Annotated in this window: 12 protein-coding genes; 9 read left to right on the top strand and 3 right to left on the bottom strand. The window is 41.7% G+C overall.

The features are described 5' to 3' along the window. The first annotated feature begins 109 nt into the window (after positions 1–109). The 6 genes from proC (at position 110) to ACI35L_RS01000 (ending at position 6850) form a co-directional block, all read left to right on the top strand. Positions 110–922, top strand: a complete 813-nt coding sequence (gene proC / locus ACI35L_RS01025; protein WP_439802049.1) for a pyrroline-5-carboxylate reductase — start codon at positions 110–112, stop codon at positions 920–922. A gap of 263 nt (positions 923–1185) precedes the next feature. Next, a complete protein-coding gene (locus tag ACI35L_RS01020) occupies positions 1186–2202 on the top strand; it encodes a sulfate ABC transporter substrate-binding protein (protein WP_439802052.1) in 1017 nt (338 codons plus the stop codon). Positions 2203–2253: 51 nt separating this feature from the next. Further along, a complete protein-coding gene (gene cysT / locus ACI35L_RS01015; RefSeq protein WP_269431801.1) occupies positions 2254–3084 on the top strand; it encodes a sulfate ABC transporter permease subunit CysT in 831 nt (276 codons plus the stop codon). A 12-nt stretch (positions 3085–3096) separates the two neighbouring features. Further along, positions 3097–3969, top strand: coding sequence for a sulfate ABC transporter permease subunit CysW (gene cysW, locus ACI35L_RS01010; protein ID WP_439802048.1), 873 nt, complete (start codon positions 3097–3099; stop codon positions 3967–3969). A gap of 11 nt (positions 3970–3980) precedes the next feature. After that, positions 3981–5048, top strand: a complete 1068-nt coding sequence (locus tag ACI35L_RS01005; RefSeq protein ID WP_439802047.1) for a sulfate/molybdate ABC transporter ATP-binding protein — start codon at positions 3981–3983, stop codon at positions 5046–5048. A gap of 230 nt (positions 5049–5278) precedes the next feature. Next, positions 5279–6850, top strand: coding sequence for a hypothetical protein (locus ACI35L_RS01000; RefSeq protein ID WP_439802046.1), 1572 nt, complete (start codon positions 5279–5281; stop codon positions 6848–6850). Between the two features lie 42 nt (positions 6851–6892). Here the strand turns inward: ACI35L_RS01000 and ACI35L_RS00995 are convergent, their stop codons facing one another. After that, positions 6893–7594, bottom strand: coding sequence for an LrgB family protein (locus ACI35L_RS00995; RefSeq protein WP_082197257.1), 702 nt, complete (start codon positions 7592–7594; stop codon positions 6893–6895). Then, complete coding sequence (locus tag ACI35L_RS00990; RefSeq protein WP_439802045.1) at positions 7594–7965, bottom strand: CidA/LrgA family protein; 372 nt, start codon at positions 7963–7965, stop codon at positions 7594–7596. The genes ACI35L_RS00995 and ACI35L_RS00990 overlap by 1 nt, the downstream gene beginning before the upstream one ends. A gap of 295 nt (positions 7966–8260) precedes the next feature. Here ACI35L_RS00990 and ACI35L_RS00985 point away from each other — a divergent pair, with 295 nt between their 5' ends. The 3 genes from ACI35L_RS00985 (at position 8261) to codA (ending at position 12189) form a co-directional block, all read left to right on the top strand. Further along, positions 8261–9409 carry a sensor histidine kinase gene (locus ACI35L_RS00985; RefSeq protein ID WP_049670853.1) on the top strand — a complete coding sequence of 383 codons (1149 nt, stop codon included), beginning with the start codon at positions 8261–8263 and terminating at the stop codon, positions 9407–9409. A gap of 250 nt (positions 9410–9659) precedes the next feature. After that, entirely contained in the window at positions 9660–10934 is a 1275-nt protein-coding gene (codB, locus tag ACI35L_RS00980; protein ID WP_439802044.1) for a cytosine permease, read from the top strand. Beyond that, positions 10918–12189 carry a cytosine deaminase gene (gene codA, locus ACI35L_RS00975; protein ID WP_439802043.1) on the top strand — a complete coding sequence of 424 codons (1272 nt, stop codon included), beginning with the start codon at positions 10918–10920 and terminating at the stop codon, positions 12187–12189. Before codB ends, codA begins: the two co-directional genes overlap by 17 nt. A gap of 473 nt (positions 12190–12662) precedes the next feature. Here codA and ACI35L_RS00970 read toward each other — a convergent pair. Then, positions 12663–13111: FUSC family protein (locus ACI35L_RS00970; protein ID WP_439802042.1), on the bottom strand; the 449-nt coding region annotated here is incomplete at its 5' end.

The raw sequence follows: 13111 nt of genomic DNA, 5'->3' as shown, positions 1-13111 counted from the left end.
TACGGACAGTTAACCTCCCGCCTAAGCTTCTCGGAAATCTTGCAATATTTTGGTGGGAGTCATACTGTCCGTTCATGCGGGACTAAAATTTTTGGATAGGTGTGGATTTATGGATAAGAAAATAGGATTTATCGGCTGCGGAAACATGGGCAGAGCTATGCTAGGGGCACTGATGAAAAGTGAACAAATCAGCCCGGATTCCATCATGGCATCCGTCCGAACGGAATCCTCGCTGCATGAATTGAAAGAGAAATGGCCCATTCGGACGACCTTAAACAATCTTGAAGTTGCCCAGCAATCCGATATTATCATTATGGCAGTCAATCCGGCTCAATATGAGAGTGTCTTAAAGGAAATAAGAGAAGTGATTACGTTTGATCAAATCATCGTCTCGATTGCTGCTGGCATCAAGCTTGAGCAAATGGATGTGTGGATTGGGAAATCGTCAAAAATCATCAAAACGATGCCGAATACGCCTGTTCTCGTTCAGGAAGGAATGACCGCCATTTGTTCCAATGAGCATGTACTTGATACAGAGATGGAGCTAATGCGGGAGTATTTTCAATTATTCGGAGAAGTAGAAGTGATGGAGGAAGAGCAGTTTGATGCGTTTATCGCCCTTTGCGGTTCATCCCCTGCTTATATTTTCATGCTGATTGAAGCAATGGCAGATGGAGCCGTTAAGCTAGGAATCCCGAGAAAGCAGGCGATTAAGATGGCGGAACAAGCGATTCTTGGTTCAGCTAAGCTTGCGATGGATACCGGCATACATCCGGCTGAGCTGAAAGATATGGTTTGCTCGCCAGGAGGCTCAACCATTGCAGCTGTATCTGCACTCGAGGAGCGGGGTTTCCGCTCAGCCGTTATCCAAGCAATGGAAGTATGTGCACGGCAATCAAAGAAAATGAATGATGAATTATAAGGGAGAAAGAAGCAATCAAGCGTTATGGCGCATGGTGGCTTCTTTTTTTGGAAAAGTGATTGATTATTCTAAATTCATAGTTGACATGTAGGATTACTTGATATTATGATGTGAGTACATTCATACATCTAGCTGATCGGACAACCGAAGGCATACCGGATTTCTATACCGGTATGCCTTTTTGTATGGGCTGGTTTGCCTATCGGGATTAAAACAGTATGAATGAAGAGCAAAAGAAAAGAATGGGGGAATTCACATTGAAAATGTCAAAGATCCTTTTAGGGGTATTATGCGTAGGGCTGTTATTAGCCGGCTGCGGGGATGGTGCTTCGAGTGGAGAAGGAGGAGGCAAGGTAGAGCTTTTGAATGTTTCCTATGATCCAACACGTGAATTATATCAAGAATTCAATGAAGAGTTTATTAAGCATTGGAAGGAAGAAACAGGTGAGGAAGTCACCATTCAGCAATCACATGGAGGCTCTGGGAAGCAAGGACGATCAGTCATTGATGGATTAGAGGCAGATGTAGTGACACTTGCTTTGGCCTATGATATCGATGAAATCGCTGCGAATGGACTGATTGAGAAGGATTGGCAATCCAGATTGGTCAGTAATTCAACTCCTTATACATCGACGATTGTATTCCTTGTTCGGAAAGGAAATCCAAAAAATATTGAAGACTGGGATGATCTCGTTAAATCGGATGTGTCTATCATTACCCCTAATCCGAAAACATCAGGGGGTGCACGATGGAATTACCTTGCTGCCTGGGCGTATGCAGAAGAAACCTATAATAAAGATGAAAAAAAGGTTAAGCAATTTATGAAGGATATTTATCAAAATGTTGAGGTGCTTGATTCCGGTGCACGCGGGGCAACGACCACATTCGTCGAAAGAGGGATAGGAGATGTGCTGATTGCCTGGGAGAATGAAGCCTTCCTTTCATTGAATGAGCTAGGTGAGGACGAATTTGAAATCGTGGCGCCATCCATTAGTATTCTTGCTGAACCGCCGGTCGCTGCTGTCGATAAGATTGTCAAGAAAAAAGGCACGAAGAAAGTGGCTGAAGCTTATTTAGAATACTTGTACAGTGATAAGGGACAGGAAATTGCCGCGAAGAACTATTACCGTCCAAGGAATGAGGATATTATGAAGAAATATTCGGACCAATTTCCTGAGATTGAATTAGTGACAGTTGATGAGCGGTTTGGCGGCTGGGAAAATGCCCAGAAGGTCCATTTCAATGATGGCGGTTCATTTGATGATATTTATACAAAATAAATAAGGTCGATTGTCTTTGCCTTTATTTAATAGAAAAGTAGGGATGCTGAATTGGCGATTAAACGAATTAAAGCCAAGCCTGTACTGCCTGGTTTTGGATTGACAATGGGATTTACCGTTTTGTATTTAGGTGTGCTAGTCCTGCTGCCCTTATCGATGGTATTGCTTAAATCAACCACTCTCGGCTTTTCGGGATTCATTGATACAATTAGTGATCCACGAGCAATTGCGGCCTACAAGGTCAGCTTTGGCACCGCCTTTGCAGCCGCTTGTGTCAATGCCATTTTTGGCGTGCTGATTGCATGGGTTCTGACTCGTTATACGTTTCCTGGAAGGAAGCTTCTTGATAGTTTGGTAGATTTGCCTTTTGCCTTGCCGACAGCTGTGGCGGGGATTTCATTAACTACCCTGTATGCATCAGAAGGATGGGTTGGACAATTCTTTTCCTTCAAGATTGCCTATACACCAATTGGTATCATCATGGCTCTTGTCTTTATTGGATTGCCGTTTGTCATTCGAATGGTACAGCCGGTTTTGGCGAATATCGATAAAGAGGTGGAAGAAGTATCCACCATCCTCGGCGCGAGCAAATGGAAGACATTTCGTTATGTCATCTTTCCGGAGATTATACCTGCCTTAATAACCGGCTTTTCCCTTTCTTTTGCGAGGGCACTGGGAGAGTATGGCTCTGTTGTCTTTATTTCTGGCAATATGCCTTTTAAGACAGAGATTGCTCCCCTCGTGATTATGACAAAGCTTGAGCAATATGATTATGCGGGCGCGACAGCTATTGCATCGGTTATGCTGCTTTTTACCTTTCTTATTTTGCTGCTGATCAATATGCTGCAATGGTGGTCCGGAAGGAAGTTTATGAATGGTTAAGGGGGTTGAATAATGGGGATTCCACAAATAGATTTACACACTAATACAGCTGCACGCCGGGAGAGGGGGGAGTCCTCCTGGGTTAAATATATCTTGATAGGCATTACGGTCTTATTTCTTGCCTTATTTTTGTTACTGCCATTGGCAGCCATCTTCCTGAAGGCCTTTGAAAAAGGGATGTCTGTTTACATAGCCTCTATTACTCATCCTGATGCGGTTGCTGCCATTAAGCTGACGCTCATCGTTGCATTTATTGCCGTTCCGTTAAATGCGTTATTTGGAATATGTGCAGCTTGGGCAATTTCCAAGTATCAGTTTAAGGGAAAGAATCTCCTGATTACGTTAATTGATATTCCTTTTGCTGTCTCGCCTGTCATTGCGGGATTGGTCTTTATTTTATTGTTTGGCACAAGCGGTCTTTTTGGAGAGTTTCTTTTTAACAATGACATAAAAATTGTCTTTGCGCTCCCTGGCATTGTACTGGCAACATTGTTTGTCACCTTTCCATTCGTGGCAAGAGAGCTTATTCCCTTGATGCAGGCACAGGGGACGGCGGAGGAGGAAGCCTCACTAATCTTGGGGGCTGGAGGGTTTAAGACATTTTGGAGGATTACCTTGCCAAACATCAAATGGGGACTTCTTTATGGAATTATCCTTTGTAATGCCCGTGCTGTAGGCGAGTTTGGAGCTGTTTCAGTCGTATCAGGACATATTCGCGGCCTGACAAATACAATGCCGCTCCATATCGAAATTCTTTATAATGAATATCAATTTTCGGCTGCTTTTGCTGTCGCATCCATCATGTCACTGATCGCCATCATCACTTTGATCGTAAAGAACTTGATTGAGTGGAAATCAGGGTATCGCTCAACTAAGGCAGGCTAGGAGGAATCGAGATGAAAATTACGATTGAAGGGGTTAGCAAATCATTCGGGGATGCCGCTATTCTTCACGATATCGATTTAGCAATAAACAGTGGTGAATTAATGGCCATCTTAGGTCCCTCTGGTTCAGGAAAGACGTCCTTGCTTAGAATCATCGCGGGATTGGAGAGTCCGGACGGTGGAAGAATCAAATTCAATGGGAAGGATTATACGGAGCGGCATGCAAAGGAGAGAAATCTCGGATTCGTTTTTCAGCACTATGCGCTGTTCAGAAATATGACCATCTATGAAAATATTGCTTATGGCCTAAAGGTTAAACCAAGGAAGAGCAGGCCTTCAAAGCAGCAGATTGATGATAAGGTGCACGAGCTTTTGGCCTTGATCAAGCTGGAGAATTATGCCCGCCATTACCCAGCGCAGCTATCTGGGGGACAAAGACAGCGGGTAGCGCTCGCCCGGTCGCTTGCTGTGGAGCCGGAAGTGCTTCTTCTGGATGAACCTTTCGGCGCATTAGACGCGAAGGTACGTAAAGAGTTACGAAGGTGGCTGCGGAATTTGCACAACGACTTTGATATCACAAGTGTTTTCGTCACTCATGATCAGGAAGAGGCCATGGAGGTGGCGGACAGAATCGTCATTATGAACAATGGACGTGTGGAACAGGTTGGAACTCCGCTTGAAGTATATGAACATCCTGCTTCCGCTTTTGTACTGGACTTCCTCGGCAATGTGAATTCCTTGAGCGGAAAGGTGAACGGCGGGATTCTAGAAACAGGGAGCTATCGGATTGAACTGCCTGATTATAAGAAAGTAAATGAAACAGAGGGGATTGGCTATGTTCGTCCGCACGATCTGGATATTGATAAGGATCGTTTGACGGAGAATTCGATTGAATCCATTATCGAGCATATCCATCCAGTTGGTTCGGTTGTCAGGATAGAAATGCTCCGAAGAGATAACGGGGAAATGATTGAGGCAGAGATACCTAAAAGCCTCTATCAATCCATGGCCATTCAAGTTGGCGAGCATGTATTTGTGACGCCAAAATCAGTCAAAATGTTTCTTGACTACTCCATCTAGAAACCATTACATTGTACGGTATTAAAGGATAGATACATCATGGCATAAATGTATCTGTCCTTTCTTTTTTTGTCAGATAACTACAGTCTTTCAATATATACGATGAAATTTGTCAAAAAAAATAGATAATTGCTTGTCATTATTCTATATAGGCTTCATCAACCTCCAGGTTTTTTATGAATCCTATGGTACGCTTAACCATATTTATGGCCGTTAAGGAGGAATGCCATATGGATGGTGAACGATTACTGAACAATCTTCTCAGGTTAAAAGGAAGAGAACTCCGAATCATATACGCATTCTTAGCGAAGACTTCGCTTCCCCATTTATTGTCCACTTTGTCTAAAACGATTCTGTCAAAGGATGATTGTACGTATTTGACAAGCAAAGTCGCATCTATGTCTGCCTCTCTTGACAAACGGAGCGATACAGACATTCAACTAGATCTTTTTCAAGAACTATGCCAGTTGATAGGAAGACACGATATGTATATCCAGAATATTAGTCAATTAAGAAAGCAATGTGAAGAAATTGTTTTGGAAACTCATAAGCAACTAGTGAAACAGGACAAGCTATTTGCAGCATTCATCAAGAAAATGCCGTCTGAATCTAGACTAGAACATTTGGTCCACTATCAGCTGGAACGCTTAATGGATGAAATGGACTTATATTTGAAGGAGGAACCGAAGAATAGACAAGCGACCATTTACGCTCTGCTTTATTCCGGCCTTCAATCCCTTTCGACCGACCAGCAGGATAACCTAAAGAATAGCTTACAAATCAATGATGTTACTCCTGAAAGTCTCATGCCAATCTTCGTAGATAAAGGCTTGAAAGAGAGCATTGAGATTCTGCAGAGGATTGCTGGACCCAAGATATATGAAGCCATCCCATCCATTCTGTTCTTTCTTACGAAAAAGCAGACTCAATCGTCCGGTAACCGGACAGAGGTGGCAAACCCTCTGCCTGATTTTCTTCTGTCTCCATTATTGATCAATCCTTTTATTCTGAAAGGAAGAGCCTTGCTTGTTAATTATCATCATAAATCCATAAAGAGAAGGTTATTGCCCTACTTTCTCTTTCAAATTACGTTCCTATCCTATGCTGAACCGGAGGAAGTAGAAGAAGAGGACAGATTGATTCACTTATGGATGAGCCGATCAACTGCCTATAAGGATTTGCATTATCATTCCAATCTGTTGGAAATGCAGCATATTGAAACAAGCGATTCATTGAATAAGGCGGAGAATAAACTAACAGAGATTGAGAATAGAATGAACCAGGAGAAAAAGCTTATATTGGAAGAAAAGGAGAAGATTAAGGGGGCTTTAACGTATATTGATATACGTGCCTTGAAGATATCAGATGCTTTTACACGACTGTCAGAGCAATATGAAAACAGTCAAAGAACGATTCGGGATATCGAGTCCCTAAAACGTTCTGATCGATTAGAAACGAGCGTGATGAAACAGGTATCCACTAAATTGATGAATATGACTGCTTCACTGGACATCCTATCTGAAAAGAGAAGAAGTGATTATTTATTAAGTTTGATGGTTGAAGAGGTAATCACTTCGGAGAACGACTTCAAAGATGCTGAAAAGGCAAATATTAAGAGAAGCACTGCAACCATTGATAGACTTGCTGAAATGAAACGGACTGTTTTCAAGGAAAAGGAGCGCTGCAGAGCAAAGCTTAGCAGGATTGAGAACCAGCAAGAAGGAGTCATGAAAAAGCTTCAAACATTGGAAAAAACCAATAAAGGGCTTAAGGAATGGCTGACCGTTGGGGAAAAGCAATAGAAAAGGGCTTGGGTTACTACAACCAAGCCCTTTTCCTATTTACTAGATAACAAAAGAATGATAGAGCTGCAGAATAACAGGACTGAGTAAGGAACCAAATACGGCGCTCAAGGTCATGGATACTGAGCTCATAGAAAAGGCTGTCTCACCGATTTCGGCTGTTTTTGAAGTGCCTATTGCATGGGAGGCACAACCCATGGCTATTCCAAGGCTGATAGGGCTTGTAATCTTTATGAGGCGTAAGAATTGCGGCCCTAAAATAGCTCCTGAAAAACCGGCAAACATGACAAATATGGCAGTCATGCTCGGAATGCCGCCCGCCTGGCTTGAAAGTTCAATGGCAATCGGCGTAGTAAACGATTTTGGCATAATTGAATACAAAATCCGCTCATTTATTCCCGCTGCCATCGCGAGCAGAATACCGCTCACCATACCTGCCAGAACCCCGCAAAAAACACCGCTTAAAATGACATATTTATAATCGGCCAATACCTTCCTTTGCCTGTATAAAGGATAGGCAAGCGCAACGATGGCAGGACCAAGGAACTGATTGATCCATGTACCGCCAATCATATACGTATCATAGCTAATATTAAATAGATTTAAGAGAATAACAATGATGATTGTTGTCGTTAGAATCGGTATGAGAAAGGTATATGGATAGGATATATACAGCTTTCTCATATATAGAAAGACGATAATGGTAAAGAGTATGATAATAAGTGCTGATAGGATATGATTAATCACTCATGGATTCTCCCTTCTTGCTTCCGGGCAGCAACCTCACTGATAGCGCCGGTAATGGCGAGTGTCATCAGTGTACTGATGAAAATGACAGCAATAATAATGGCCCCTTTTAGCGAAAATAGATTCCCATACTTCATGATGCCGACACATACAGGTACAAATAAAAGAGGCAGAATACCTAACAGAAAATTTGATCCCACATTCACCCATGTTGGGGGAATGATGCCGATGACCAGTAAAGCAAACAAAAGAAGCATCCCAACCACACTGCCGGGAATCATAAAATTCAGCGTTTGCTGGAGCCATTCTCCTATGTAATAAAAAATGAATAAAAGACCCGTTTGAAAGAGCAGCTTAACTATTTTCATTGTTTAATCGTTCGGCTTCAACTCAAGCGAGAATACATGTTTTAAAGAGGGTGGTTAAATGGTTGAATTAGCCAAGAACGGTTGTCACCTGCCTTTTATGCTATAAATTGATATTACGCCTTTGCATAAATATGTCAATTGTTTTGCTGAGATAATGCTGGGTGCCTCTGTTGTTTACTAAGCCATGACAATATTTCAATTTCAAAATATTTCTTGTTTTGTAGAGGATATTTTTTGGCTATGTCGAATTATAAAACAAATATTAAATGCGAATTGAAATGGTGGTCAGAAAGCAATGAAGCCCATATTAATGGAACATGATGAATATATAGAGCTTATTGAAACGTGGCTGACTAAGGAAGAACCTTACCTTTACAAGGAATACTTGAATTCTATCAAGATGGACCAGGATAGAAAGGGAGAGTTAATCAGCCAGTGGGAGATTCCCCGTAGAATGATGTTCAGTCAATTGGTCGATACAATCAAAGGAACAATCTCTGAAAAAGCGATAAAAGAGATGGCCAGAAAGGTTGCCTCGGAGCGGATGGATGTTATCAATATTGGCGAGGTTTTGTATAATATCAACCAAGGAAGACGTGTTATTGTCAATTCAATCATGACAATCGATATACCTGTTGCCGCACTTCAAATCGTCATCAATAACGTGAACAAGCAATTTGATATCTTCAGCTATGAACTGGTATCTACCTATTCGCATCTGGCAAATAAGGTTATTGATGAAAAGACGTCGTTCATCAACGAAAACCATAAGGATAAACTAGCGCTGCTCGGCCAAATCTCCTCCAGTTTTGTCCATGAATTCCGCAATCCGTTGACAGCTGTGATGGGGTTCAATAAGATCTTGAAAAAGGAATATCCGAATATGAAGTATTTGGATATCATGGATTATGAATTGAATCAGCTGAATTTCCGTATTACCCAGTTCCTTCATACCTCAAAGGCAGAACTAAACGAAGATTTAGTGGTCGTCATCTCTATTAAGCAGCTCATAGAGGAAATCAAGCAATTGAGCTATGCGAGTATTATTGATACAAACGTCTATGTGGAGATTGATGTGCCCGATCATCTTATTATCAAGGCTAGCAGAAACGGTTTGAAACAGGTCATTTTGAATTTATTTGTTAATTCTATTGATGCCTTAAAAAATGTTCCCTCTGAGCGTATCATTAAAGTAAAGGCAGGAGTCAAGGATAATCAGCTGATGATCTGTATTTCTAATAATGGACCGATGATTGAAAAGGAGTATATTGAATCGATTTTTGAACCGTTTTTTACGACGAAGGAATTAGGTACAGGAATTGGGCTTTATGTCTGCCGGAAAATAACCGAAAGCTATGATGGCTATTTACTATGCACATCTACCCCAGAATGGACCACTTTTTGTGTCCATTTACCTGGATCCTTTATCATGTCAGAAGAATAGTTGGTCGATTTACCAAATATTGATATTGTCATATAGAGTTAAATCTGATAAAGTACTTGTTAAATGAATATGGTTACCTTTAAGAGTAGTCCAGAGAGGCTGACAAGGTGCGCGTGAATGAATTGAGAGATATAGACCCGTAGTATAGGTATATACTATAGGTGTATACTATTAGTCATACAATCAGCACTTGCCTCAAATGGGCAGGTGCTTTTTTTATGCCATAAATTATGAGGAGGATACATCAACCATGAAAATAGAAGATAAGGAATATTCGTTTGAACCGGTTCCGCAGGAGAAACGGAATAATTTTTGGAAAATGCTTGTTGTTATGCTTGGTTTCTCCTTTTATTCAGCGAGCATGTGGGCTGGAGGTTCACTTGGAGAAGGCTTAACGTTCGCTCAGATGATTGGTGTCGTCATGCTTGGAAACTTAATTCTTGGAGCTTTTACCGGCTCATTAGCCTATATCGCGGCAAGAACAGGTTTATCTACCCACTTGCTTGCCCAGTATTCATTTGGACAAAAGGGTGCTTATATTAGTTCATTCATGCTATCCATTACACAGATTGGCTGGTTTGGGGTCGGCTTAGGGATGTTTGCCTATCCCGTTCATAAAGTTACTGGGATGCCGCTAGTTCCGCTAATCGTCATCTCTGGAATTCTCATGACATCAACAGCCTTCTTTGGAATGAAAGCATTAACGATTATCAGCTTTGTAGCTGTTCCATCCATTGCAATTCTTGGAAGCTTTAGTGCTGGTAAAGCTATTACAGACATGGGCGGAGTGGAACAATTATTCGCTTATACACCAGAAACATCACTTGGAATCGCGGCAGCTTTAACCATTACCATTGGATCTTTCATCAGCGGAGGTACTTTGACGCCTGACTTTACACGCTATGCTAAAAATAGCAGGCATGCGGTGAGCACGACAGTCATTGCTTTCTTCTTAGGGAATACACTGATGTTCCTGTTCGGAGCTATTGGTGTTATCGCCACCGGACATAATGATATTTCAGATGTGATGATTAGTCAGGGAATCATCCTGCCGGCCATCTTCGTTCTTGGATTAAACATTTGGACAACAAATGATAACTCTTTATATGCTTCAGCTTTAGGGTTTGCAACTATGTTTAAAAGACCGAAAGTTATGATGGTTCTGATTAATGGGACAATCAGTACAGTGTTCGCCCTTTTCTTATACAATCATTTCACAACCTGGCTGACCTTCTTAGGGTCTACACTACCGGCAATCGGTTCGATTATCATTGTTGATTATTTCTTCTTGAAGAAACGTCAGTATATTGCCTATGGAAAGGCTAAGATAAAAGATGTCAACATGGCTGCGGTCATTGCCTGGGCAGCCGGAGTTATTGCAGGGTTAACATTGCCAGGCGTATCATCCTTAAATTCCTTGTTAGTAACAGGAATCAGTTACTTTATCCTTGTTAAAGTAATGAAAACAACAACCGTAACCGAAAATATAGAAGAGGAAGAGATTATTTATGAACAAGTGGTCTAATGCAAAAATACTTGGAAGAGAAGGACTATGGGATCTATTCATTGAGGATGGAAAATTCACGAAAATTCTCCCTGCCGGGCAAGAGCAGACAGAGGGATTGGAAACCGTTGATGTAAAGGGTCGGCTGATTTCCGCTCCATTCATCGAGCCGCATATTCACTTGGATACGACATTGACTGCCGGACAGCCCCGCTGGAACGAGAGCGGCACATTATTTGAAGGTATCCAAAGATGGTCTGAACGGAAGGAATTCTTGACGAAGGAAGATGTGAAGGCCCGTGCGAAGAAGGCGTTGTCCTGGCAGATTGCCGGCGGGATTGGCCATGTACGCACACATGTTGATACAACTGATCCATCTCTCGTTGCTCTTGAAGCCATGCTTGAAGTGAAAGAAGAAATGAAGCCGTATGTGGACCTTCAAATCGTGGCTTTCCCGCAAGAAGGCATTCTCTCCTATCCAAATGGGCTTGAGCTTCTGGAGGAATCCATGAAGATGGGGGCGGATGTTGTTGGAGGGATCCCGCATTTCGAATTCACACGTGAGGATGGAGTAGACTCCATTCGTGAATTATTTAAATTGGCGAAGAAATATGATAAGCCGATTGATGTTCACTGCGATGAAATTGATGATGAACAATCCCGATTCGTGGAGGTAGTCGCAAGAGAGACGATTCATCATGATTATCAAGGTAGAGTAACAGCTAGCCACACAACAGCAATGGGGTCTTATAATGATGCCTATGCCTATAAGCTTATGCGTGTGCTGCGTCTTGCTGAGCTTAACTTTGTTGCCAATCCGCTTGTGAATATTCATTTGCAGGGCCGTTTTGATACGTATCCAAAGCGCCGCGGATTGACTCGTGTAAAAGAGCTTGGCCAAAACGGATTAAACGTGTGCTTTGGTCACGATGATATCATGGACCCTTGGTATCCAATCGGTAATGGAAATATGCTGCAGGTTCTTCACATGGGTCTGCATGTATCTCAGCTGATGGGTTACAGCGAAATAAAGGACAGCTTAAAGTATATTACTTCTAACAGTGCGAAAACCTTGCACTTGGAAGGCTATGGGATTGAAGAAGGAAATGAAGCTAACTTCATCGTATTGAATGCAGAGGATGGCTATCATGCTGTTCGACTGCAGGCAGAAGTACTATATTCTGTACGTTCCGGCCGCATTATTGCTAAAACAGAGCCAAAGCAAACGAATGTTTTCTTTGAAGAAAAGCAGCCAATCGATTTCATGCAGGATTAATAAGAAGAATTCCAAGTGAGGTTTGGACATAGATAAATTTGACGTGTTTAAAATCGAATGTTGAACTGAAATATAGGTTTAGTTAATCTAAAGTGTTGATTTACGTTGCAGGCGGCGGAGAAGCCGGGAGCCTCCTCGAGTGCTTTTTCGCATCTGCGGGATCTCCCCCTGTCCGTAACCTTTGCAAGGAGTCAACGGTCTGAAACATTAATCAAGCGTATGCTACTAACAATATCACGAAAGAACGCCGAATTATTTTAAAGTGCAGTTTAAAATAGTTCGGCGTTTTTTGTTGGAAATCTTTTGTCAAAGCCTCATTGTCGTATTTCGAGAATTATTTGGTGTTCTTTTGGGACTTGACGGCGGCACTCGAAAATAGCCTTGATGAAAAGGATGAAAGAATTCCTTCTCGAATCCGAAGATGGACCCTTACATAGCCTTTTTTCTGTGAAAGGGGCAATTCATGATAGACATCATTCTTTATTGGATGCATTCTTTTGTTTTCTCTTAAAGTAAGACCAAATAAATTGAAGAAGAACCGCTACCATTACACCAATAAGAGTATCGTTCATTCGATCGAAAGCGTAATTCTCTGTTCGTTTCTCGAAAACAAATACTAATAAAATCGTTAATGCTACCTGATGCATAATCTGTTGGCTCAATTTTAACCATTTTGTCATATAGCCGCCTAATAGTATTAATAGACCTAAACTTAATCCATTTATCGTTAAATGGTTAGCAATTAAAACCACGATTGGAATCCCGACAATTGTCCCAATTACACGCTGAATCGCTAATTTAATCGTTTTATCTGTTGTTGCCTGAATACATATAATAACGGATAAAGGCGCTAAGTAAGGGTGTTCAGAACCTAAAAGCCGTGATAGTTCCCACGATAAGGAGGATCCTATCGCGATTTTCC

Origin of the sequence: Pradoshia sp., from assembly GCF_051873915.1 — a bacterium.
Lineage (GTDB): Bacteria > Bacillota > Bacilli > Bacillales > Pradoshiaceae > Pradoshia.
Note: the sequence above shows the minus strand (reverse complement) of the source record. Positions and strands in the feature narration are given on the sequence as shown.

Coding starts and splice junctions, on each gene's coding strand:
- proC (WP_439802049.1), top strand. CDS start 110: ATGGATAAGAAAATAGGATTTATCGGCTGCGGAAACATGGGCAGAGCT.
- ACI35L_RS01020 (WP_439802052.1), top strand. CDS start 1,186: ATGTCAAAGATCCTTTTAGGGGTATTATGCGTAGGGCTGTTATTAGCC.
- cysW (WP_439802048.1), top strand. CDS start 3,097: ATGGGGATTCCACAAATAGATTTACACACTAATACAGCTGCACGCCGG.
- ACI35L_RS01005 (WP_439802047.1), top strand. CDS start 3,981: ATGAAAATTACGATTGAAGGGGTTAGCAAATCATTCGGGGATGCCGCT.
- ACI35L_RS01000 (WP_439802046.1), top strand. CDS start 5,279: ATGGATGGTGAACGATTACTGAACAATCTTCTCAGGTTAAAAGGAAGA.
- ACI35L_RS00990 (WP_439802045.1), bottom strand. CDS start 7,965: ATGAAAATAGTTAAGCTGCTCTTTCAAACGGGTCTTTTATTCATTTTT.
- ACI35L_RS00985 (WP_049670853.1), top strand. CDS start 8,261: ATGAAGCCCATATTAATGGAACATGATGAATATATAGAGCTTATTGAA.
- codB (WP_439802044.1), top strand. CDS start 9,660: ATGAAAATAGAAGATAAGGAATATTCGTTTGAACCGGTTCCGCAGGAG.
- codA (WP_439802043.1), top strand. CDS start 10,918: ATGAACAAGTGGTCTAATGCAAAAATACTTGGAAGAGAAGGACTATGG.